This window comes from Thermogemmatispora sp., from assembly GCF_019683635.1.
Lineage (GTDB): Bacteria > Chloroflexota > Ktedonobacteria > Ktedonobacterales > Ktedonobacteraceae > Thermogemmatispora.
This window is the reverse complement of sequence record NZ_JADGIA010000006.1, coordinates 16,113-37,655: the sequence shown is the minus strand read 5'-3', so window position 1 is coordinate 37,655 and position 21,543 is coordinate 16,113. Positions and strand designations below refer to the sequence as shown.

Annotated in this window: 18 protein-coding genes; 6 read left to right on the top strand and 12 right to left on the bottom strand. The window is 60.9% G+C overall.

Annotation, left to right across the window (positions count from 1 at the left end; translation table 11 throughout):
* The first annotated feature begins 6 nt into the window (after positions 1–6).
* A complete protein-coding gene (locus IRZ31_RS01660) occupies positions 7–1,470 on the top strand; it encodes a glycoside hydrolase family 57 protein (protein ID WP_297148859.1) in 1,464 nt (487 codons plus the stop codon).
* Here IRZ31_RS01660 and IRZ31_RS01655 read toward each other — a convergent pair.
* On the bottom strand, positions 1,467–2,774 hold the full coding sequence (locus IRZ31_RS01655) for a cytochrome P450 (RefSeq protein ID WP_297148857.1): 1,308 nt from the start codon (positions 2,772–2,774) through the stop codon (positions 1,467–1,469). The two genes, IRZ31_RS01660 and IRZ31_RS01655, sit on opposite strands and share 4 nt — an antisense overlap.
* A gap of 268 nt (positions 2,775–3,042) precedes the next feature.
* On the opposite strand from IRZ31_RS01655, the gene IRZ31_RS01650 reads away from it, so the two are divergent.
* The 3 genes from IRZ31_RS01650 to IRZ31_RS01640 all read left to right on the top strand — a co-directional run bounded on the left by IRZ31_RS01650 (position 3,043) and on the right by IRZ31_RS01640 (position 6,291).
* Entirely contained in the window at positions 3,043–3,615 is a 573-nt protein-coding gene (locus tag IRZ31_RS01650; RefSeq protein ID WP_297148856.1) for a TetR/AcrR family transcriptional regulator, read from the top strand.
* 216 nt (positions 3,616–3,831) lie between these two features.
* Positions 3,832–4,842, top strand: coding sequence for a hypothetical protein (locus IRZ31_RS01645; protein WP_297148854.1), 1,011 nt, complete (start codon positions 3,832–3,834; stop codon positions 4,840–4,842).
* Between the two features lie 351 nt (positions 4,843–5,193).
* Positions 5,194–6,291 (top strand): lytic transglycosylase domain-containing protein, encoded by a 1,098-nt coding sequence (locus IRZ31_RS01640; RefSeq protein ID WP_297148852.1) that lies wholly within the window; start codon positions 5,194–5,196, stop codon positions 6,289–6,291.
* Between the two features lie 290 nt (positions 6,292–6,581).
* On the opposite strand, the gene glmS is transcribed toward IRZ31_RS01640, so the two are convergent.
* Entirely contained in the window at positions 6,582–8,453 is a 1,872-nt protein-coding gene (gene glmS / locus IRZ31_RS01635; RefSeq protein ID WP_297148850.1) for a glutamine--fructose-6-phosphate transaminase (isomerizing), read from the bottom strand.
* Between the two features lie 469 nt (positions 8,454–8,922).
* Positions 8,923–10,689: an NAD+ synthase gene (locus tag IRZ31_RS01630; protein WP_363325622.1), complete on the bottom strand. Its 1,767-nt coding sequence runs from the start codon at positions 10,687–10,689 to the stop codon at positions 8,923–8,925.
* A 140-nt stretch (positions 10,690–10,829) separates the two neighbouring features.
* On the opposite strand from IRZ31_RS01630, the gene IRZ31_RS01625 reads away from it, so the two are divergent.
* Positions 10,830–11,336, top strand: coding sequence for a hypothetical protein (locus tag IRZ31_RS01625; RefSeq protein WP_297148846.1), 507 nt, complete (start codon positions 10,830–10,832; stop codon positions 11,334–11,336).
* 447 nt (positions 11,337–11,783) lie between these two features.
* Here IRZ31_RS01625 and IRZ31_RS01620 read toward each other — a convergent pair whose 3' ends face one another.
* Positions 11,784–12,500, bottom strand: coding sequence for a carbon monoxide dehydrogenase subunit G (locus tag IRZ31_RS01620; RefSeq protein ID WP_297148844.1), 717 nt, complete (start codon positions 12,498–12,500; stop codon positions 11,784–11,786).
* A 543-nt stretch (positions 12,501–13,043) separates the two neighbouring features.
* Between IRZ31_RS01620 and IRZ31_RS01615 the strand changes: the two genes are divergently transcribed.
* Positions 13,044–14,393, top strand: a complete 1,350-nt coding sequence (locus IRZ31_RS01615; protein ID WP_297148842.1) for a sodium:proton antiporter — start codon at positions 13,044–13,046, stop codon at positions 14,391–14,393.
* A gap of 168 nt (positions 14,394–14,561) precedes the next feature.
* Here IRZ31_RS01615 and IRZ31_RS01610 read toward each other — a convergent pair whose 3' ends face one another.
* The 8 genes from IRZ31_RS01610 to IRZ31_RS01575 all read right to left on the bottom strand — a co-directional run bounded on the left by IRZ31_RS01610 (position 14,562) and on the right by IRZ31_RS01575 (position 21,441).
* Positions 14,562–15,110 carry a hypothetical protein gene (locus tag IRZ31_RS01610; RefSeq protein ID WP_297148841.1) on the bottom strand — a complete coding sequence of 183 codons (549 nt, stop codon included), beginning with the start codon at positions 15,108–15,110 and terminating at the stop codon, positions 14,562–14,564.
* Positions 15,111–15,347: 237 nt separating this feature from the next.
* Positions 15,348–15,962: an enoyl-CoA hydratase/isomerase family protein gene (locus IRZ31_RS01605; RefSeq protein WP_297148839.1), complete on the bottom strand. Its 615-nt coding sequence runs from the start codon at positions 15,960–15,962 to the stop codon at positions 15,348–15,350.
* Between the two features lie 261 nt (positions 15,963–16,223).
* On the bottom strand, positions 16,224–17,033 hold the full coding sequence (locus tag IRZ31_RS01600) for an enoyl-CoA hydratase/isomerase family protein (protein ID WP_297148837.1): 810 nt from the start codon (positions 17,031–17,033) through the stop codon (positions 16,224–16,226).
* 245 nt (positions 17,034–17,278) lie between these two features.
* Positions 17,279–18,076 (bottom strand): Phenylacetic acid catabolic protein, encoded by a 798-nt coding sequence (locus tag IRZ31_RS01595; protein WP_297148836.1) that lies wholly within the window; start codon positions 18,074–18,076, stop codon positions 17,279–17,281.
* A gap of 184 nt (positions 18,077–18,260) precedes the next feature.
* Positions 18,261–18,539, bottom strand: coding sequence for a hypothetical protein (locus tag IRZ31_RS01590; RefSeq protein WP_297148834.1), 279 nt, complete (start codon positions 18,537–18,539; stop codon positions 18,261–18,263).
* Entirely contained in the window at positions 18,536–18,889 is a 354-nt protein-coding gene (locus IRZ31_RS01585) for a metal-sulfur cluster assembly factor (protein ID WP_297148832.1), read from the bottom strand. Before IRZ31_RS01585 ends, IRZ31_RS01590 begins: the two co-directional genes overlap by 4 nt.
* Complete coding sequence (locus IRZ31_RS01580; RefSeq protein WP_297148830.1) at positions 18,886–19,839, bottom strand: Phenylacetic acid catabolic protein; 954 nt, start codon at positions 19,837–19,839, stop codon at positions 18,886–18,888. The genes IRZ31_RS01585 and IRZ31_RS01580 overlap by 4 nt, the downstream gene beginning before the upstream one ends.
* Positions 19,840–20,148: 309 nt before the next feature.
* Positions 20,149–21,441, bottom strand: coding sequence for a pitrilysin family protein (locus tag IRZ31_RS01575; protein WP_297148829.1), 1,293 nt, complete (start codon positions 21,439–21,441; stop codon positions 20,149–20,151).
* Between the last annotated feature and the right edge of the window lie 102 nt (positions 21,442–21,543).

The window sequence follows — 21,543 nt, the reverse complement described above, 5'->3', positions numbered from 1 at the left end:
CGGGTTATGGTTGCTGAGCTTGCCATTTATACCGTGGTGCATCAGCCGCGCCGTCTCAAGCTGCCCGCGCAGCCAATTCCGCGGGGCGCCTCGATCGAGGATATAGTGCGCTGCCTCTTCGATGAGCGCATGAACGAGCGCTACTTTCGTAAGGTGGCCACCTACTGCTACTACCCGGCAACACGCATGTTTCTGGACCTGGTGCGCCAGGGCCTCCATTTCTCGATCGGCTTCTCGCTCTCGTTTCTGCGCCAAGCCGAAGCCTGGGACCCCGCCCTGCTGGACCTTTTCCGCGAACTGGTAGCGCATGAGAATGTGGAGATTATCGGCGTGGAGCCGTACCACAGCTTCCTGTTTTTGCTTGACCTGCCGGCTTTCATTGCCCGCATGCAATGGATGGCCGATGAGATCGAGCGTATCTTTGGGAAGCGCCCGCAGGTCACTGACACGACTGAGATGTGCATGTCGGTGACAATTTATCATGCGCTGGACCTGGCCGGCTTCCGTGGGGCCCTGATGGATGGCCGCCCCTGGGTGCTGGGTTGGCGCGAGAGCACCCATCTCTACCACTACACCGAGGAGCAGCCCTATGCGCTGCCTCCCCAAGCCTACCGTCCACCGACGGCTCCAGGCCGGCGCAGTAGTGGCAATCATCGCAGCCGCAACACCGTCGTGGGTGATCGCGAGCGCGGCCCCTATCTGCTGGCGCGTCATCTCGATCTGAGCGACGATGTGGGCTATCGCTTCTCTAATCGCTCATGGTCGGGCTACCCGCTCTATGCTGACACTTACGCCGACTGGATTGCCCATACCTGGGGCGATTTCCTGCTCCTCGGATGGGACTATGAGACCTTCGGCGAGCACCATCGCGTCGATAGCGGCATCTTCGAGTTTATGCGCGCCCTGCCCGCCGAGCTGGCCCGCCGTGGCGTGCAGACGCGTACACCCAGCGAGCTGATCGCCCGCTTCCAGCAGCGCGCCTATCATCTGCCCTTACCGGTCTATCCGACGACCTGGGCTGGCAGCGGCGGCATGGAGTTTTTCCTGGGCAATAGCGCCCAGCAAACGATTTTTCAGCTCATGGGCCAGGTCTACGGGATGGCGCGCCTGACGGAGAATCCAGAGCTGCTCGATCTGGCTATCTGGTTGGCCCAGTCCGATAATCTGCATCTGATCCAGTGGTTTGGGCGCAGCGGCCCCGAGGCGGAGGTTTCGGCTTACTTTACGCCACGCGAGTGGTGGGAGCTGGGACCGGACGGCGTGATTCGGGAGCAGCAGCAGGTCTATCTGAATGCCATCCGGGCGATGGAGCCATATTTGCCGACGACGGTGGCGCGCCAGGAGCGTCTGCGCGCCCGTCTGGCACGGTCCAGCACCGCACGCAGCGCGCGCACACGCTCCGCGGTCACGCCAGGCCAGGACCAGGGGACAGCCCTGCTGGAGGCCGGCTACGTGCTGCAGAAGGCTTAAGGCTCGCGGGTCGCCGCGCTCTCCATCTCCATAGGAGGCGAGGAGCCACCTTCTTCGTCTAGTGAGACCATGAAATCGCGCAGCTCGTAGCCACAGATCAGCTCGTTCCAGCGCAGCCGGGGCGGACGCTCAAGGCGTAGTCCCGGCAGGGCCAGCAGGCGCCGCAGGAAGATGTCGCTTTCCTGCAAGGCAATGGGCGCCCCGGGACAGCGGTGCACGCCGTCGCCAAAACCCATAAGCGAGGGCGCAACGCGCTCTTCATGCAGGGTCCGCCCCGGGCAGAGCCGCCGTGGTTGCGCTCCTACAACACGTTCATCAGCGTTGATGGCATAAATGTGCAGGTCAATCAAGGCCCCCGCTGGAATACGAGCCTGCTCCTCCCCAGCAGGGCCGGCGAGTATCAGCTCCTGGCTGGTTCGACGATAGAGATGGCCCACTACAGGCTCCAGGCGGAGCACCTCCTCCAGTAGGGCGAGGCGCTCCTCCGCCGGAGCCTGCAAAAAGCGCTGGCGCAGGACCGGTTGCTCCAGCAGATGCCAGGCGGCCACGCCAATGAACTCGCGCGTGGTGATCATGCCGGCAGCACCATAGGTGACGCACTCCGTCAGAATCTCTCGCTCGCTATAGCCCTGGGCCAACAGGTGAGATATGACATCCTGGCGCGGCTGCCGGCGTCGTACCCGAATCGCCGGGCGCACGTCTAGCCAGTAGAAGCGTAGAACCGCCCACTGCAGGCCCAGAAAATTGAGCCAGGTCCGTGGGTCAGGACTGAGGTGCTGAATGGGATAGCGAAAGAAGGCTTCCAGCCGGCGCGCCATGCCCGGGAGCAGACTGTCGGTTAAACCTACTACCTCGGCAGCGACGCGCACAGCCATCTCCAGCGTCAGCCGACTCAGGTCGACCTTCCTCCGCCGTCGTAGCTTCTCAATTAGCTGCTCGCTTAGGACCTCCATCAGCTCCCGATACTGCTCGCTGACGACGCGCGGCGCGAAAAAGCGGGCCGTCTGCCGCCGCTGTTGCTGGTGCTCCTGGCCGTCGCTGAAGAGCAGCGGCAGGCGCATCAGACGAGGTAGCCGCGCCAATACTTCGGCTTTAAAACCAGCCTGACGTGCGGCATTGCTGCGCAGGATAGCTCTGGCCTCTCTGAAGGCGCGTACGTGCCAGACTCCCGCCTGGTCGCACTCAACCGCCGGCTCAGCTCTTTCTAAACAACGCGCCGTCTTTTGCTCCCCCCTCCAGGGCCGCTCTGCACTTTGCTCCGCTGGCTCCGGCTCTCGCTCAGGTGCTGCAATGCTGTTCTCCATTGTTGGCCTCTCCTCTCATCTCTGGACCTCTACTTCATGAAGCTGGGTCTCTGACCTTCGCCCTTTATGATACATAGTATATCATAGTATATTCATAATATCAAATCTGTGGGAGGGGGGAGGCGAGAGGCCGGCCCGCTGCTGAGGGTCGGCGCGCGCCTTCTGGCCGGACGTGCTATAATAGCACGGTACAGGCGGCAAGCTCTGCCGTTTGCTGGTTATGGCGCGGCGAGCAGTCCTTTTTACTGGGGGAGGCGTATATCCGAGCATGCACGTCCGGGATCGGCGCGTGAAGCGCACGCAGAACTTGCTGGCCCAGGCACTACTGGCTTTGATTGCTGAGAAAGGCTACGATGCCATCACCATTCGTGACATCACCGAGCGCGCAGATATCGGCTATGCTACCTTTTTCCGTCATTATCGCGATAAGGATGAACTACTGCGTGATGCAGCAGATGTAGTCATTAACGAGCTGCTGGAGATCCTGTTTGGGCAACAGTCGGGCAAGGAGCCGGCGGCTGTCGGTCAGCTCATCTTTCGCTATGTGGCGGACCACAGCGAAGTAGTGCGGGTTTTGTTGGGGAGTCGCGGGCCGGCCTCGCTTGTTCAACATGTGATTCAGCGCGGTAGCGAAAACGTCCTGCGCCAGAACAAGCCGCGTCCGGGTAGCCCGGTGCCAGCAGAAATTGCCGCCCACCATCTGGTTGCTTCTTCCATTGCTCTCATCCAGTGGTGGATCGAGCATGATATGCCCTATTCTCCTGAGCACATGGGAGAGATCTATCGTCAATTAATCGTGCAACCGACGCTGACCTCTGCTTTCATCATCGACCCGGCTTGACTGATTGCCCCACTGTCGGCACTTCTCCACCTGATCAGCGCCTCTTGATCATCTAAGTCTGTCTGGTTCTTTATTACCCTCTCCGTTTTGGCCGGGCGGCCTGAGAATAAGAGGGAGATCCTGAAAATATGTTCAAGATATTGTGCCTGCTCTGCCAGTCATGGGCAGGATAGGCGGCTTCGAAGATGGCCCACCACGCGACAGCTTGAGCCCACCATGAAGAGCGAGAAGAAAACACCAAGCGAAGCCGGGGCGCTCGCGGCGCCACTTTCTCTGGTCCAGCAGCTAGCCTGGAACGATCTGCCGCACCGTAGCGCTATCCTCTACCGGCTTTTTAAGAGCGACTGGTCGGAAGAAGACAAAGCAACCATTGCGACGGCCCTGTTGAACTTGCTGCGTCAGCCGGAGCTGCCGGACCGGGCTGCGCTCGTGCTGCTGCTGGCCGAGCTGGCCCGCGATCGGTGCGATCGGTCAGCGCTGTCGAGTGCGGAAGGTACGGCCAGCGCGCAAGAGAGCCTGCGCCGCGCCCTCTTACAGGGCCTGCCCCTTTATCTGGAGCTAGTGGAGGCCCCCGAGCCTCAGCTGCGCCTGCATAGTCTCTATCTGAGTTCCTGGCTCCCCGAGGGGTGCAAGCAGCTGCTGCCCCTCCTTCTGCGCCGCCTGGAAGAGGAAGAGGAGCCCCGCGCCCGAGCAGGGCTGGCTTTCGCCCTGGCGCAGCTTGCTGGCGATCAGCCGTCCGTGCGCACCCGTCTGCCAGCCCTGCTCAAGGCTCACGAGGCTCCCATCGTTCGCCTGGGGGCCGCCAGCGCGCTGACACGCCTGCTGCGCGCCGAGGCTCCTCAGCGAGCCGTGCGTCTGCTCGTCAGAGCAATCGCCAGCCCCCAGGCCATTGCCAGCGACTACGATGCCCTGCCCTGGGCGCGTAACAGTGTCGTCGCTGACAGCAGCGATCTGCTGCGCCTGCTGCCGCGCCGGCGCCTGCAATTCTCCCTGCCTGTGCTCTTAGAGGCTCTGGCCACCGCCAACTACTATGAAGCGCTCAGCCTGGCCCGCACTCTGCTCTATGTGGGCTTCTCCAGGCAGCCACCAGATAGCTCGCTCCAGGCAACAACGCCAACCCAGCAGGCTATTCTCACAGCATTGCGCCTCAACCTTAGCGCCTGGCAGGCCAGCGAGCTGCTCGGGGCCAGCGCCTCCGAGACAGGCGCCCGGCTATCAGCCAGCTGAAGCTGAGCGGACCTCAGCCCTGCCCTTTATTTGATATTAGCGGCATTAGCTCTATCTGGATCAGATCGAGTGTCCGGGTTAAGACTGGGGCCGGTGCTTGGGAGTTTGGTACTAATTTGCGCTGCTCCTGCGCGTGGCTAAATTGACACACATTGGTCTATGCAGGTAGACTCACAACCAGGTAAAACGTCAGCAGAGCAGCGAGGTTGATCAGACATGCCGCAGTTTCGCCCGTTCCCGCCGTTTCAGGATGTTGGAGAGTCTGAGTCGGCGGGCGAGCAGGCACAAGGAGTGCACTTAGCAGGTTCGGCTTCAGGAGTACAGGCTCCATTCCAAACGCAGACCACAGCCATGCCTGGTGAGCAGGTCCCTCGTCAGTTCGCCCCCTTTGGGCCGCTTTCTTTGCCGGCGACCGGGCCGCTCTCCACAACATCCAGCCGCTCGCTCCCTCAAGGCCAGCCCGGTGCTTCCGGTGCCACTGCTCCTTTCACCACGGAGCCGCTGCGGAGGCAGCTGACGCCGACGACCGATCAATACCTGGCCATCTCCCCAGGTGCGGGGTCCGAGTCAACAGCCTTGCCAGCCTCACCACCCGCTGTGGCCTCTCAGCCACTGTCAACATCGGTCCTGGTAGAAGGCTCAGTGACGACCGACCAGCTCGCTGAGCTGCCGCGTCAGCCTCAGACCACTGGCAATCTAGCTGATCTGCTCACCGCTTTGCAAGCGACGCTGGAGCAGCCACGCCGTATGGTGGTTATTCCCGCCGAGCGTCCCCGGCAGCCAGTGCAGGAGCCGGTGAATCCACGCCGTCTGAGCGTCCGCCAGCGTCAGGGCATTATTTTCACAGTGCTGGTCATGGCGATCCTGGCGACGATGCTTACGCTCTCACCGCTGGCCGGGGGAAACGCCGTCCCTCTCCTCGGCGGAATCAGAGAGTGGATTCAGAATCAGCAAACTGCCTGGCAGATTGCCGCTCACCAGCAACCCGCGGACGCCAACAACGGAGGAGGCACGCCGGTCTTCAATTTTAATCCAGCCAATCTGCCATTCATGACCATTCCTAACAGCCCCTATGTCCTCGTCGCCCAGCAAGCTGCCCTCGACGCCGGCATCTCGCCTGTCTACTTCGTGCGTCAGATCAATGTCGAGAGCGGCTTCAACCCATACGCGGTCTCGCCCGCGGGCGCCGTGGGCATCGCTCAGTTTCTGCCCAGTACCGCCGCTGGCCTGGGCATTGATCCCTGGAATCCAGTTGAGGCCCTGCGCGGAGCTGCTCGTCTGATGGCCAGCTATGCCCGCAGCTACGGCGGCGACTACGCCAAAGCCCTGGCCGCCTACAACGCTGGCTCCGGCAACCTGCAAAACGCCCTGAACGCCTGTGGCGGCGCCTGGCTGAGCTGCATGCCAGCCGAAACCCAGAACTACGTCTATCGCATTATGGGCATCTGATCCAGCTATGCACGGATCAGGTATAGTCTCGCTCCGAGCAGCCCAGCAGCCGGCAATGCCCACTGTTGCACTGAGCAGATTCTCTTTACCCTTTAACCCTGCGACACTTCTTCCTTCACGATCCTCCGGCTGCAACCATCTCGCAACGAACAGGGTCCGCTTCCCCTAAAAGGAAGCGGACCCTTGTTGTTCGGCACTGCCCGGCTGTCCCCCTGGATGCCAGACGGCAGGATCATCAGACCGGCTGGCGAGTGAACTGCGCTGGCAGCTCCAGACCAGGCATCCCCTGGCTACTCCACTGTGACCGACTTCGCCAGGTTGCGCGGCTGATCGACGTTGCAGCCACGAGCAACCGCCGTGTGATAGGCCAGGAGCTGGAGGGGAATCGCCGCCAGCACCGGGCTTAGCTCTTCCAGCGTCGGCGGTACGTAGAGTACCACATCGGCATGTTCACGAATGGCTTCGTCTCCCTCGGTAGCCACCGCGATTACACGCGCGTCACGCGCACGCACCTGCTGCATGTTGCTGACCACCTTTTCGTAGACGTGCGAGGCCGTGGCGATGGCCACCAGCGGCGTCTCGGGATCAAGCAGGGCGATGGAGCCGTGCTTGAGTTCTCCAGCAGGAAAGCCCTCGGCGTGGATGTAGGAAACCTCCTTGAGCTTGAGAGCGCCCTCCAGGGCCGTCGGATAACCCACGCCGCGCCCGATGAACATGACGCTGTGGAGCGGAGCCAGCTCGCGGGCCAGTGGCGCAATGGGGTCATCCGCTGCCGCAGCCCGGTCGAGAATCCGCTGAATTTGCGCTGGCAGCTGCTCCAGGGCCTGCAAGACCTCGGCGACTCGCTCGGGATGTAGGGTGCCTCGCTGGAGTCCAAGGAAGAGGCCAAGCAGGTAGAGCTGGGCCAGCGTGGCGATGAAAGTCTTGGTGGCGACGACGCAGATCTCCGGTCCCGCCTGAATATAGAGCACAGCGTCGGCCAGCCGCGTCACAGCACTGGCCACCACGTTAGTAATGGCCACGACCGGCGCCCCCTGTTCCCGTGCCTGACGCGTGCTGACGAGCACATCGGCGGTCTCTCCCGATTGGGTGACAGCGATACAAAGGGTGTCCGGTCCAACCAGAGGATCAGCGTAGCGGAACTCGCCCGCCGTGATGACTTCGACGGGGAGACGCGCCCAGCGCTCGATGACGTATTTGCCTACCAGGCCAGCATGATAGGAGGTACCGCAGGCGACGATGACTATGCGCCTGACCTTCTCCAAGGCCCCTGAGCGCTGGAGCGTCTCCAACTCGGGCAGGTATAGTTGACCAGCCCGAACGCGCCCCAGCAGCGAGCGCTTGAGAGCCTCTGGCTGCTCATAAATCTCTTTGAGCATGAAGTGAGGGTAGCCCCCCTTCTCAGCGGCTTCGGCGTCCCACTCGACGGTGGTCGGGGCCCGCTCGACAAAGGTGCCATCCAGACGTTGAATGGTGAGGCCCTCGGGCCGCAGCGCCACTAGCTCCCCTTCGTCAATGATGACGACGCGCCTCGTATACTTGAGGAAGGTGGCAATATCGGAGGCCAGGAAGTGCTCGCGCTCGCCCAGGCCCACTACCAGGAAGGGGCCGTTGTAGCGCGCCCCAACCAGGAGCTGTGGCTGCTCGCGACAGAGGACGGCAATGGCGTAGGAGCCGCGCACGTGCTGCAGCGCCAGACGCACGGCCTCCAGCAGATCACCCTGCGCCTCGCCTCGATAGGCGCGCTCGACGAGATGAGCCAGCACCTCAGTGTCGGTCTCGGAGCGGAAGCTGTGGCCTTCCTGTTCCAGACGCTGGCGCAACTCGGCATAGTTCTCGATAATGCCGTTATGCACCACGGTGATTAGCCCATCGCAGTCGGCATGCGGGTGGGCGTTAGTATCGCTGGGGCGCCCGTGGGTGGCCCAGCGGGTATGGCCGATACCCAGTGAACCGGGGGCGGGACGAGCCCCATTCTCAACCGCTGCCGCCAGATTGGCCAGCTTGCCTGCGCGGCGACAGACCTGCAATTCACCACTGGCAGTCAGAACAGCGATGCCAGTAGAGTCATAGCCCCGGTATTCAAGTCGACGTAGCCCGTCAAGCAAAATGGAAGTAACATCGGTGCCAGCGGCACCGACGTAGCCAATAATCCCGCACATGAGGCAGGGTATCCTTTCCGTCTGTGATGTGGTATAGAGAGAACAGGTTTGCTCCAGGCTGTCGCGGAAAGTCGTCCCCGGTGCCTGGACGATGCTTTCTTCCGCCCAGAATAGCCCTGTTCCAGCTATATCACTGAGAGCGTTTTGTCCTGGCCGTTACCAGCCAGTTTTGTACGCTCCCTTCACAGGGAAGTGATCTCCCCTGGGGGCTCCCCGCTGATTGTCCGAACAGCCCCCACCTCGTCAGCCGTGGCCCCTCCTGCAGCCCGGCCCTTGCGCTACTCACTGGGACGATCAAAGCACCGGTTGGTAGTTCTAAGTATACCAGATCGGATAACCTCTATAGAAGGAACGTGCCTGACAGCTTTTTTAACCGGTTGCTCTCGGCCCATCGGTCAGGGGCACAGGGCTGGCGCTCAGCGGCACAGGACGCCAGTCGCCTCGGGAAGCGGCAGTACTGCACCGGTCCCTATGCTTCGGGACGATCGCGGTAGCGGTTGGTAATCGGTAGGCGACGATCGCGCCCAAAAGCGCGTGGTGTTATCTTCACCCCCGGCGGAGCCTGACGGCGCTTGTACTCGCTCCGATCGACAAGCTGCATGACGCGCTCGACCAGGGCCGGGTCGAAACCCATCGCCACCATCTCCTCAAAGCTGCGATCTTCCTCAGCATAGGCCTGGAGAATAGGGTCAAGCAGCTCATAGGGCGGCAGGCTATCAGTATCCTTCTGGCCCGGACGCAGCTCGGCTGAGGGCGCTTTCTCCAAAACTGCCTGCGGAATGACCGGGCGCTCACCCAATGAATTACGGTAGCGGCTCAGCTCGTATACCAGGGTCTTGGGTACGTCCTTGAGAACGGCGAAGCCGCCGGCCATATCGCCGTAGAGAGTGCTGTAGCCAGTGGCCATCTCCGACTTGTTGCCAGTGGTGAGCACAATCGGCCCCAGTTTGTTGGAAATGGTCATCAGGATGTTGCCGCGAATACGTGCCTGCAGATTCTCGGCGGCCAGGCCGTGGTCGCCTTCGCCCAGGGCCGGCGCCATGACGCGCAACGAGGTGCGGAAGATCTCTTCAATGGGGACAGTGATCAGCTGGATGCCCAGGTTTTCCGCCAGTTGCCGGGCATCGGTCTTGCTCCCCTCGGAGGAGTAGGCTGAAGGCATAGAAACACCGAGGACGTTCTCGGGTCCCAAAGCATCAGCGGCAATGACTGCCGTCAGGGAGGAGTCGATGCCTCCCGAGAGTCCGACGATCGCTTTGCTGAAACCGGTCTTGCGCACATAGTCGCGCGTTCCCAAGACGAGGGCCGCATAGATCTCCGCCAGCCGCTCCAGAGCCGGCTCGATACGCTGGCCGGTGCCAAGCAGCGGGCGCCCGCTCAGCGTTGGTGGAGACGTGCTCTCAGATGAGACTACAATCACGGGTACTTCTTCGGGGCGCAGCTCCAGTCGCTCCTGGCGCCGGCGGGGATCGTGCAGCCGCGAGCGGAAGACAGAGGCGACGTCGAGATCAACGACCAGGAGATCTTCTTCAAATTGTTTGGCGCGGGCTATCAGCCGGCCCTGCTCATTGAACACCATGCTACCGCCATCAAAAACAAGTTCGTCCTGTCCACCAACAAGGTTCAGGTAGGCCACAATGAGGCCGTTGTCGGCGGCTCGCGTTGCCAGCATCTGCTCACGGAAATGGCGCTTGCCGGCGTGATAGGGCGAACCATTGATATTGATAATCACCTCGGCACCAGCATGGGCCTGCAGAGTCAAAGGGCCAGTCGGATACCAGATATCCTCGCAGATCGTAATGCCAACATGGACGCCATTGATCAGGAAGAGCGGCGCCGTTCGCCCGGCCTGGAAATAGCGATACTCGTCGAAGACGCCGTAGTTCGGCAGATAGTGTTTATGATAGGTGCCGTAGAGGCGCCCATCGCCTATGACCGCTGCCGCATTGTAGATGTCTTCGTCACGATCGACATAGCCGATGATTGCTGTCAGGCCAGGCAGCTCCTGGCTACGCTCAATAAGCCACTGCAGACGGCGCAGGTTCGCAGAAACGAAGCCCGGCTTGAGCAGTAAGTCCTCGGGCGGATAGCCAGTAAGCGCTAGCTCCGGTGTGCAGACAATGTGCGCACCTGCCTGATGCGCCTCACGCATAGCCGTCCAGATTTTCTCGGCGTTACCGTCCAGGTCGCCGACCGTGACGTTGATCTGCGCTAGCGCAATACGCAGGGGTACGATATGCATGGGAAGGCTCCCTTCCTTGCCAGCGCTGCGACTGCGATTGCAACTGCGCTCGCAGGTAACGCCGGCGGCTGGCAGAGTGGCGAAATTTTTACCATAATATTACAACTGACTCAGCGTTGGGAGGTTCTTTCCCCTTGATGGATCTGGTAGCCTATCTTGTGCTGGATGTGCCCTTTATCCTGGTGGTCTACCTGGCCGTGCTGCTCTTCACCCGGCCCGGACGCGTGCCGACGCTGGCGGCACTGTTAGGCGGCCTCGGGATGGCAGTGATCAATATGCTGGCCGATCTCCTGGCCTATTATGTCCATTTGTGGCATTATACGCTTCCGGGCCTGGTTCTCCATCTGCCTCTGCCCTTCTATATTCCTGATATCTTTATCTACGGGGGCATTGGCTATCTGGCCATCTGGCTGCTCTGGCGTCGCCATTCCTGGCAGTGGGTAGCGATTGCCCTCCTGGTAGCTACGCCTCTGCTGCGCGCACTCTTCGATTACGCCCGCGCGGCGACGGCAAGCGGCTACATTGTCTGGGATAGCCCCTTAGCGGGCGTCTTCGATCTCCTTCAGTACCTGATCGCTTTCTATCTGGGCTACCTGCTCTTCACGCTGTGCGTACGCACCTACCTCGGCCATCGCCAGTAGGCCGCTGGACAAGCCTCCGGTCAGAAGACAGGAACAAAGCAAAGCCCATAAGGCAAACTGGCTGCTTCTAGAGCAGCCCGAGAGCAATCAGGTGGCGGAGAACAAGACAGCGATCAATAGAGGAAGAAAAGGAAGGGTGATCTCTGGCAGCGTCTGGCAGGGCAGAGCAGCAGATGACCGCAAGTAAGCACATCAATAGCATGGCGAGAGAGCAACTGACGGACACCCTCGCCTTTGCTTGGTGTGGTGTTTGCCGCACGCTGCCAGCAGGTTCTCCGCTCCGATTACGCTCGCTCGCCCTGCGGATAGAGAGGAGAGGAACCAGGCAGCGCCAGATCAGGAAGCGCGATGAGAGGCCAGGAAAGTCGCCTTTCCCTCTTCCCAATACCTGACCGACCTGAGAACCGGAACAGAGAACCTGGCGGGTGGGCCATCAAGCCAGCACAACTACCGCCGTGGCAGCCTGGTTCCTACCCAGACGAGCAAGAGCAAGACCGCCAGCATAGCCGTACGGCGGATCGTCTGAACCCAGCGCTCTTCTGCTCGCGGGTCACCACCGCCGAGGTGAAGACGGCGCACCAGACTATGGAGCGGCGTTCTCCCCCTGGCTTGTAGACCTGATCCAGCAGCATTGACGATCTCTGGCGACCATGCCCTCTCCTGATGCTGAGCGCTCACCTGGTCTGGCTGGGCCGCTGACTCGGCAGCCTCCTCGATTTCAGGCGGGCGCATCGCGCGCAGCTGATCCGCCAGGCCCAGGAAGAACTGCTGGATGAGCATTTTGGTTGTGCCGCGCAGCACGGGCGCGGGCAAGAGACCAGTCCTCCCTACCTGCAAGACTCCCTGATAGGAGACAACGGTATTGTGCTCGCGCCGCAGCAAACGCACCCAACCTTCTCCCCGCACCGGGCCGTGGCGGCTCTCACCTTCGACGGCGATGCGATAGCAGTGAGGATAGTCTTGATCAGAGATTGTGACCATCCCCTCGTAACTGCCTCGCAGCGGTGCATGCCTGACAGCGAGCCTGATGGCATAGCGATTCTCGTCCAGGGCCTCCAGGTGCTCCACTCCGGGCAGAGCCTGGCGGAGAATCTGTTGATCCATCAGGCATTTCCATACTTCTTCAGGTGTTGCCTGGAGTGTGTATGCTCCCTCAACGTCCATAGGATAATTCCTTAAAGATCAATAATTGCCGCCCTCATTATAGAAGAGGAGGTCGTCACTGACAAGCGGATCGGGGATCTTTCTGAAAATTCTTGCCTCCCCTTCCCATCTGCTTTCATGGCCTGGCCGCTTGGAAAGGGTTGGTCACACGCTCAACCAATCTGCAGCACCCCGTTGGGCGCAGCGCCCCCTTGCCAGCACCAGCTATCCTCTCCTATACTAAAGTGGATAAGTATCGGAAGCACATATTGCGTTCTCGCTCATAAACTGAGGAGTGCCGGGAAGTCTGGTCGGCCCCGGCATTCCTCTTTTCTTTGCGCGCTGTCTTGTCTTGCCCGCTCCGCTCAATGTAGAGCCAGCTTTCCCTGCGCTGCCTCCTGCTGCCTCTACGCCCATGCAACGCCTGCGCTGGCTGAAGCAGGCGGATCAGACCCAGTTCAGCACGGGCAGGCCGAGCCGGATCAGAGGGGAACAGAGCGAGCCAGGCGCGCAGCGAGACGGGCACGCTTGCCCTTCGTCTGAAGAAAGGGGGAGCCGCTTTAGATGCCGATTCCACTGGTGGAGAGCTACCTTATCCTCTTCTTGCTGATTGCCCTTGCGACCATCCTGGTCACACGCCGGGTCGCCGTTCCCTATACCCTGGGTCTGGTCATCGTCGGACTGCTCTTAAGCGCGCTTCATCTTCTTCCGCCCTTGCAGCTTGACCCTGAGCTGGTGCTCTTCGTCTTCCTGCCAGCCTTGCTTTTTGAGGGGGCCTGGTCACTAAACTGGCAACTGCTCAAGAGCGAGTGGCGCAGTATCTTCTTTCTCGCGGGCCCGGGGCTGCTTCTCTCGCTCTGTCTGATCGCTGCCCTGCTCCACTGGCTGGAAGGACTGGACTGGGGAGCCGCTTTCCTGCTGGCAGCCATTCTGTCACCTACCGATCCGGTGGCTGTGCTGAGCCTCTTCCGCCAGCTCCAACTCGACGAGCGTCTTTCGGTGATTATCGAGGGCGAAAGCCTTTTCAACGACGGCATGGCGGGCGCGCTCTACCAGGTTTTCCTGGCCGTCACCCTGCTGGCCTCTTCAGGGAAGCCAAGCCTGCCTGCCGCGGCGGGCCTGCCTCTGCCCCTTATGGACTTGCTGCTCTTCCTGTTAGAGGGCGGGGGAGCCATCATTCTGGGCCTCGTCGGCGGCTGGTTGCTCTGCCAACTGCTCCGCCACATCGACGATGCCCTGAGCGAGATCAGCCTCACGATCCTCGCCGCCTACGGCCTCTACCTGCTGGCGGACCGCCTCCACCTCTCGGCCATCATTACAGTGATCGTGGCCGGTCTGCTCCTCGGCAATTATGGCCGGCGCATCGGCATGTCCGTCGCCACACGCACCGCGGTCGACACTTTTTGGAGCGTCGTGGCTTTCATCGCCAACGCCTTGCTTTTCCTGCTGATCGGTGTCCAGCTGAATCCGCTGGCGCTGCCACCGCTGCCAGGGGGAACTCTGGCCAGTCTGCTGAGCGCAGCCTTTGCCATCGGTGTGGTGCTGCTGGCACGCCTGTTGCTCGTTCTGCTGCTGGCTGCTCGCTCCGGCCTGACCATTGCCGGACGCAAGGGCATGCTTCCTTTCGCCTGGCAACTGGTAATCTTCTGGGGAGGACTACGCGGCGCGCTTTCGCTCGCTCTGGCCCTGGCACTGCCGCTGACGCTGCCGCAGCGTCCTCTCATCCTGGCCTCTACTGGTGCGGTTGTACTCTTCACGCTGCTCGTCCAGGGACTCAGTATGCGCTGGCTCTTGCTCGGACTTCCCTCTTTGCGTGATCACCAGGCCCACACCGACCCTGATGTTGATGCAGAACAGCGACCGCCTGCAGCCCCCGACAGGCCGGGAACTGAGCAGGCTGCAGAAGATCTCTAAGATCCATTTCCTGGCCCCTTGTTGTCCAAGCGACGAGCACAGCTCAGGAAAGGGCCAGGTCGCTCCGGCGGCAAGCCACGCTCTCTAACGAAGCAGACAGACAAAGTAGAGCGCTGCGCCAGACGCCAGACTCGCCGGCGTCTTCAGCATTCTATTTCGCCACACGCTTTACTGCACAGTAATGGTGAAGGAGAGACGCAGAACATACTGCGGGCAGAGTTGATGTGGTTGACAGAGCGCGCGAGCAGTAAAGACGACTTCACTCTGACCAGTGCCCTGGGCTACATAGCGCCAGATGCAGGTGTGAGTCTCTTGAGAGGCATAACCCGCTGGCTGCTGCAGCTCCAGTACTCCCTGAGAGCCTGCCGGCGTCTCCCAGCGCTGGCCAAAGGGCATCTCAAAGACCACCAGCGTGCCCTGGCGCACCTTGATTGTCTGCCCGTTCTGTGTGCTCTTCACCAGCACCGCCTGAGCCGGCAATGGCGTATTGACCACCGCATCGCTGGGACAGCCATGACTGGTGCCATAGCCTTTGACAACCGTAGCCGTGGGTGTGGACACACTTTTCGTCGGCGAGGAAGTCGCTTGACTGGCCGCACTGGTCGTTGAGGCGTTAGTGCCACAGGCACTCAGTCCCATCAGCAGCGCCACTAAGGCTGGAACAATGACAAACCACCATGATCTGCAACGAATACCATAAACCTTGCTACGACGCATACATGATCTCCTTACGCCCAACAATTTCTGCATTGCTCAGCTCACTAGGGCAGCTCCGCAGAGGCTGCTGCCTTCCCTTCATGGGAAGGACGCTGAAAGCCGTCAGAAAGTTCCTCTGGCCACAGCAGGGTCAGGGTCAGGGTTTACGTCTCCTGGGGCTGGCCTGTCCATTGGCAATCAAGGGAGCCAAGCCGGTGGCGGAGAAGTTCAGAGGGAGGTTTTGCGTCGTGAAGGCTCTCACGACCGTGACTGGCAGCGGCCTAGCGTGGCCAGCATCACCAGTAACTCCTCGGCCTCGCTCAGGAAGCGCCGCGACGGCAATACCTGATGCACCAGACCAAGGCGGAAGGCCTCACTTGCCTTAAGCGTCTCGCCGGTCAAGATGAGACGCATGGTGGCCTGATAGCCGATCAGAGAGGGAAAGTAAGCGGCAGCTACCGGTGGGAAAACTCCTAGAGTCACTTCGGGTAAGCCAAAGACAGCGTCTTCGCGCGCGATGACCGTATCGCAGAGGGCCGCTAACTCACAGCCACCACCGAGGGCATAGCCTTTGACCAGGGCTACCGTCGGGATTCCTCGGCTCCGCAGCTCTTCAAAAGCCGCGCAATTGTCGTAGACCGCACGCAGCATTTCTCGCTCACGCCCATCGAGATGATCACGTATATCAACGCCTGCACTAAACGCCCGCTCGCCCGCGCTCGTGATGACGAGCAGGCGTGGCGGCTTCTGCGCAGCAGCTCGCAAAGCACGTGTGATCTCGTCCAGCGTGGCAATCGTCAAGATATTGAGCGGAGGGCGATCGAGAATGAGCCAGAGCACGCCATCGCGCTCCCGCAAATGAATCTCCGCCATAGTCTTTCCTTGCTTGCTTGCTTGCATCTGCCGAAAAAAAGACGCCAAGCCGAAGCTGAGGAATATTGTAGCACCTCAGAACCGCAGGCGTAAAGCGGTAGGATTGGGAAGAGCACGACCACCACCGCAGAGCAGACAGGCCCTTACGCCAAGCCGCGCTGCCGCCGTCGCACTCTTCCCACAGCGGGCAGATCCGATTACATCGCTGAGCCAGGTCGTTGATAGAGGCTGGTTATCTGGCGTGGCGATGGAGATCTGGTCTCAGCGTCCTGTAAAATGCTTCTCCTGGCGCTTCTCGATGTAGGCAGCCAGCCCTTCCTTTGCATCCTCGCTCTGGAAACAGAGCTGCTGCAGCTCCCGCTCCAGAGCCAGGCCCTCAGCCAGCGCAACCTCCGCGCCCGACTGCACAGCCCGCTTGATGCGACCGACCGTGCGCGAGGCGCTATTAGGTGGACAGAAGCGCTTGGCGTAGGCCATGACCTGCTCCCAGTAGTTCTCAGACTCATAGATATAATTGACCAGGCCAAGCTCCTGGGCCTCCTCAAAGCTGATCAGCTTGCCCTCGGTCATTAACTCGATGGCCTTGTTCTTCGGCAAAGCCCGCGCCAGGCGCTGGGTTCCGCCGGTGCCAGGCAGGACACCGAGTGAGACCTCCGGCAGGCCGATCTTGCCAGCATTGCGCCGCGCAATGCGGATATCGCAGGCCAGAGCAATCTCCAGACCACCGCCGACAGTGTGACCGTTGAGGGCCGCAATCACGAGCTTGGGCGTCTGCTCCAGTCGCAGCAGGGTTTCATTGGCGTGGAGGCAGAAATAGTATTTGTAGGTCGGCGAGACCGAATTGAGCATGCTGATATCCGCCCCGGCGCAGAAGAAGCGCTCACCTGCTCCGCGCAAGATCAGCACATGGACGTTCTCATCAAAGCGCGCCTGCAGGATCGCCTCATCAAGCTGGCGCATCATCTCATAGCTGTAGGTATTGGCCGGTGGATTCGTCAGCTCGATGATGGCCACCCCGTCGCTCACACTATAGTTGACCAGCGTCCGCTCGCGCTCTGTCGTCGTTGTCATCGCAGCTCTTCCTTTCTACTCCTCAGACGAAGTCAGCTTCGCCTTCGCATCTTCAAGGACATCATCGCCCTTGATATACTCAAATGGAGTATGGCACCTGTTACAATAATATTGCGCTGTCAACAGCTGCTGGCCGAAGAGAGAGAACAGCTCTGTCTCTGTCGAGCCACAGAAAGGACAGCGCGGTCGCCCGCTACGGGGCGAGGGTTCCTCAACATGTGCCCACCCAGAACCAGTCTCCTCGCTCATGGCTGGCCCTCCCCCGTCGTCTCATGGAGAGCGGGACGCAGGCGGCGGCTCTCGGCCTCCCAGCGTTCCCAGGGAAGAGCCTCCCTCGGCAGCCAGCGCTTGCCCTCGGGATCGAAACGGGCGGGCATCTCAATGGCGAGGCCCTCAAGCAGAGGCATCACTCGCTGGAGGTAGCGGCTGCGCAGCTCTGCCGGTGGGGCATCGATGAAGCCTTCACGATAGAGCTGGCTCATCACCGGGTCATCATCGGGGCCGAACCAGCAGAGCGTTTCCTCCCACAGGCGTTGCAGCGAGGAGACCAGGGCCTGGCGTACCGCGCCTCCGGCCTTCGCCAGGCGTCGCACCCAGCCCTCAGCATGCGCGCGGTGCACCTGTTCCTCCTGCACAATCTTGCGGGCACGTTGCCGCAATGGCTCATAGGCCGAGTGCTGCGCGGCCTCGAAAAAGGTCGTCAGCGCCCCATCCAGCAGGAAATTCGTGGCCACAAAATCGGACCAGCTGGCGAATTCGCCATCGAGAAAGGCCAGATGATAGCGCAGCGTCCGCGTTTCGGGAGCCACCTGGCGAGGGTCAGCAGCGGCCTGAGCGAAATCTTCCAGCAGCGGATACAGCGTGCGCGCGTGGCCGATCTCATCCTGAGTCATCGCAGCGGCGGCCACAGCCGCTTCCAGGGCGGGCGCTCCATTGGCCCAGTAGGCATAGCGCCGTCCCATCGCCTGCTTGTTGTCCGCCAGCGAGGCCAGCACCGCGAAGAGCGCCGCGTTATCGATGCGTGCAGCAGCAGTACCAGTCATAGCACCAAGCTCACTTTACCTTGCAGCTGAGGAGGAAGCCACAACCGTCTCCAATAGCGCGGCGTGGCCATCCTGTCCTCTCAGCCCTTTTCAGATGTACCCCAGACCTCGCTGAAGCGACGCCTGCCTCTCCTTCCAGGCCGAGGGGTCCCTCCACTCCAGCGAGCCAGGCCGTCCGGGCGGGTCAGGGAGCAATCACGGTCACAATGCAATCGCGCGGCACCAGCACCATTTCGATCCAGGTAAACTCGTCGTAGATGCTGCGCGCATAGACCCGGGCCAGCTCCACATCGTCGGCCACCACATTGCCGATCTCGTGCAGCGGCTCATCGTACCTGCGCCGTGCGTAGACATGCCAGACGCGCCGCTCATTGAGGGCCTCACGTCGGGGCTGGTCCGGGCCGAGGCCGGCTTCCGCCCCAGCGCCAGACAGGGCTTGCGGATCGCTATTCATGCTCTTCATGCCGAGATCCCCCAGGTACGCATCAGCTCGATGCCTTCCTCGCTCAGCCGCTCCTTGCTCCACACGGGTTCCCAGACCACCTCGATGCGCACTTCGCGCACCCCCGGCTCGCGCAAGAGACGCTCCCGAATATCATCCATAATGAAATCCATAGCGGGACAGCCCAGGGCCGTGAAGGTCAGCTTCACGGTGACGACGCCGCCGTGCTGCTTCAGGTCGACGATCAGCCCCATGTCGACGACGCTGATGGGGATCTCGGGATCGGTCACCTCGCGCAGGGCATCCCAGAGGGCCGGACAACTGGGATCGTCGGCAGGATGCGTACGCAGCGATGGATAGACCGCCGTCATGGCTCTTGCTCCAAAAGACGTAGCATCTCGCGCTTGCCGCGCTGAATCAGACCGACAAACTCCTCGTTAGCCGGGCCGCGCGCTTTCCAGCGCTTGAGTACGTCGTCCCAGCTGCAGGGGCCTTCCTCCAATAGCCAGCGCTTGGCTTTGGCGTCGAAATGGGCCGGGAAAGGGCAGTCCAGGACATATTTCTGCTGCTCTGGATCGTAGTGCGCAGGTACCTTTAGCTGCAGCTCTTCGCAGAGCGGCACCGCCGTCGACATCCAGATCTGGCGCAACTCGTCGTTGGTGTGCCCTTTGAAACCGTACTCCAGCTGCTCGCTGTGCTTTTTCAGATCGTCGGGCAGGCCAAACCATTCGACAGTTAGCAGAAACATCCAGTCGACGGCCCTCTGCAGTTGCTCGTGACCTTCCGGCGTGGCATTGAGACGCCGCATCCACTGCTCGCCGTGACGCAGATGAAAGGTCTCCTCTTTGTCCACTTTCACCAGCGCCCGCTTCCAGGGCCCGAAGGTGGTGCTGTGATAGATGTCGCTGAGCAACACATAGCCAGCCCGGTCGTAGAAGGCATTGGCGACAATCAGCTCTACCCAGTTATCAAGCGGCACATCAAAGGCATAGGGGTACTTGAACTGGCGCGGATCACGCTCAAAAATGAGCTGCTCGGTGTCAACACCGAGGTCGCGCAGCAGGCGATAGGCAATGTGCGCGTGCCCTAGCTCATCCTGAATAATGGACACAGCAGAGCCAAAGGCGTTCAAGGTGGGGGCATGCACAGCAGCATGATAATAGGCCGGAGCACTGATCAGCTCGGTATCGGCAGAGACCGTCAGGATGCGCTTGATCCCTTCCAGATAGAGCGGACTCATGTGCTCCAGCGATTCGACGAGCTGCTGCCTGCGGATACGATTCAAAAGAGCTTCTTCGCTCTGCAGGGCTGGTGCGACCATAGCTGTTGCTCCTTGCTCTTGGAACGAAACCACTCCCGGCCCCCTCGTTGCGCCTCGCCTTCTGCCTGCTAACCCACTCCTCTCCTCTCTGGCCCTCGTCTCTCACCGCCAGAACCTGCTTGCCCGCCAAGTCTACCGGCTGGCTGGGCAAGCAGCCCGGCCAGCGAGTGACAAGGTCGCCGCTGGCTCTTCCCCAAGGGTAGCCAGGGTTTGCTTCCAGCCATATATCCATATGGACATATCAAATTGTACGCCGAGGGTCAACGAAAGTCAAGATAGCGCTGGCAGCAACAAATCGCTTACCGCCGCTCAGGAGAACGGCAGCAGATCACCCACCAGCTCTTCGGAGCTCAGCGGGCCGATGGCGGCCACCGTCAGTGGCTGCAATGGAGAGAACTCCTGCAGTACGCGCATGACCTGCTCAGCGGTCACAGCGTCGATAGCCTCCTTGACTTCGTGAGGTGTACGCAGGCGGCGCTCATACCACCACGAGCGAGCATTGGCGCTCATGCGTGCGCCCGACCCTTCGCTGCGCATAATGTGCTCACTCTTGAGCTGCACGCGGGCGCGCTCTAGCTCGTCCTCGGTCAGACCTTCCTCGCGCAGGCGTCGCAGCTCGTTCAGGATGACCGCCAGACATTCATGCCCCTGCTCGGGGGTGGTGCCAGCATAGATACGCAAGGACCCTATGGCCTTATTGCTGCTCAGGCCCGCCGACACGCTGTAGACGAGGCCGCGTTTTTCGCGTACCTCGACAAAGAGCCGCGAGGCCATATTGCCGCCGAGGGCCTCGCCGATGATTTGCGCTGCGTAATAGTCGGGATGGGTGTAGTTCGGGAAAGGCACCATCAGTCCCAGGTGCTCCTGCTTTCCCTCCTGATGTTCGAGGACAACGGTGTTAGAGGGGCGCGGATGCTGTTCCGGCGAAGGGCTGGCCGCCCCCTGCCAGTCGCTAAAGAGCCGCTCGATCTTGGCCACAACCTGCTCCCAGTCGAAATTGCCGGCGATTGAGAGCAGGGCATTATTGGGGCGGTAGCGTTCCTGCCAGAAGGCTACCAGGTCCTCCTGCTGGAGTGCGCGCACGCCCTCCGCAGTTCCGTAGATCGGGCGTCCGAGGGCACTGCCAGCGTAGAAGTGCAAGCGGGCCAGATCAAAGATGCGACTCATTGGCTCGTCGTCGCGTCGCCGAATCTCTTGCAGGATAATATTGCGCATCTGCTCTAATTCGTCGCGGGGGAAGGTCGGCATCAGCAGTACTTCGTGGAAGAGATCCAGCGTGGCATCGAGTTTGGTATTGACAATCTGGGCCCAGACCTGCGTTGTCTCCAGCGACGTGCTCGTTCCCTTGCGTGCGCCTAGCGATTCGAAGGCCTCATTCAGCGTGCGAGCATCCTTCTCCTTCGTCCCCTGAAATAGCATATATTCGAACAGGTGAGCCAGTCCGCTCTTATCCTCTGGTTCGTGAATTACCGCGGCATCGAGCTGAAAGCCAAACGTCACCGATCGCAGGCTAGGCATATACTGCCCGATCATCTCCAAGCCATTGGGCAGGCGATGATAGAAAAAGTCTGGTGGCAACTGCAGACCCTGTTGACTATCCATAGAGAAGCGACTTTCCTTTCCGATTTCCCAGGCTAGCTTTAGGGGAGCCAGTGATTCATCTGCGATGATTGCTTACACTACAGCCAGTATATCATAACGGGC

Excerpts from the sequence above, each read along its gene's own strand:
- IRZ31_RS01615 (WP_297148842.1), top strand. The coding sequence starts at position 13,044 with ATGCCGATTCCACTGGTGGAGAGCTACCTTATCCTCTTCTTGCTGATT.
- IRZ31_RS01600 (WP_297148837.1), bottom strand. The coding sequence starts at position 17,033 with ATGACAACGACGACAGAGCGCGAGCGGACGCTGGTCAACTATAGTGTG.
- IRZ31_RS01655 (WP_297148857.1), bottom strand. The coding sequence starts at position 2,774 with ATGGAGAACAGCATTGCAGCACCTGAGCGAGAGCCGGAGCCAGCGGAG.
- IRZ31_RS01575 (WP_297148829.1), bottom strand. The coding sequence starts at position 21,441 with ATGGATAGTCAACAGGGTCTGCAGTTGCCACCAGACTTTTTCTATCAT.
- IRZ31_RS01605 (WP_297148839.1), bottom strand. The coding sequence starts at position 15,962 with ATGGCGGAGATTCATTTGCGGGAGCGCGATGGCGTGCTCTGGCTCATT.
- IRZ31_RS01620 (WP_297148844.1), bottom strand. The coding sequence starts at position 12,500 with ATGGACGTTGAGGGAGCATACACACTCCAGGCAACACCTGAAGAAGTA.
- IRZ31_RS01610 (WP_297148841.1), bottom strand. The coding sequence starts at position 15,110 with ATGCGTCGTAGCAAGGTTTATGGTATTCGTTGCAGATCATGGTGGTTT.
- IRZ31_RS01585 (WP_297148832.1), bottom strand. The coding sequence starts at position 18,889 with ATGACGGCGGTCTATCCATCGCTGCGTACGCATCCTGCCGACGATCCC.
- IRZ31_RS01650 (WP_297148856.1), top strand. The coding sequence starts at position 3,043 with ATGCACGTCCGGGATCGGCGCGTGAAGCGCACGCAGAACTTGCTGGCC.
- IRZ31_RS01660 (WP_297148859.1), top strand. The coding sequence starts at position 7 with ATGGTTGCTGAGCTTGCCATTTATACCGTGGTGCATCAGCCGCGCCGT.
- IRZ31_RS01640 (WP_297148852.1), top strand. The coding sequence starts at position 5,194 with ATGCCTGGTGAGCAGGTCCCTCGTCAGTTCGCCCCCTTTGGGCCGCTT.
- IRZ31_RS01580 (WP_297148830.1), bottom strand. The coding sequence starts at position 19,839 with ATGGTCGCACCAGCCCTGCAGAGCGAAGAAGCTCTTTTGAATCGTATC.
- IRZ31_RS01595 (WP_297148836.1), bottom strand. The coding sequence starts at position 18,076 with ATGACTGGTACTGCTGCTGCACGCATCGATAACGCGGCGCTCTTCGCG.
- glmS (WP_297148850.1), bottom strand. The coding sequence starts at position 8,453 with ATGTGCGGGATTATTGGCTACGTCGGTGCCGCTGGCACCGATGTTACT.
- IRZ31_RS01645 (WP_297148854.1), top strand. The coding sequence starts at position 3,832 with ATGAAGAGCGAGAAGAAAACACCAAGCGAAGCCGGGGCGCTCGCGGCG.
- IRZ31_RS01590 (WP_297148834.1), bottom strand. The coding sequence starts at position 18,539 with ATGAAGAGCATGAATAGCGATCCGCAAGCCCTGTCTGGCGCTGGGGCG.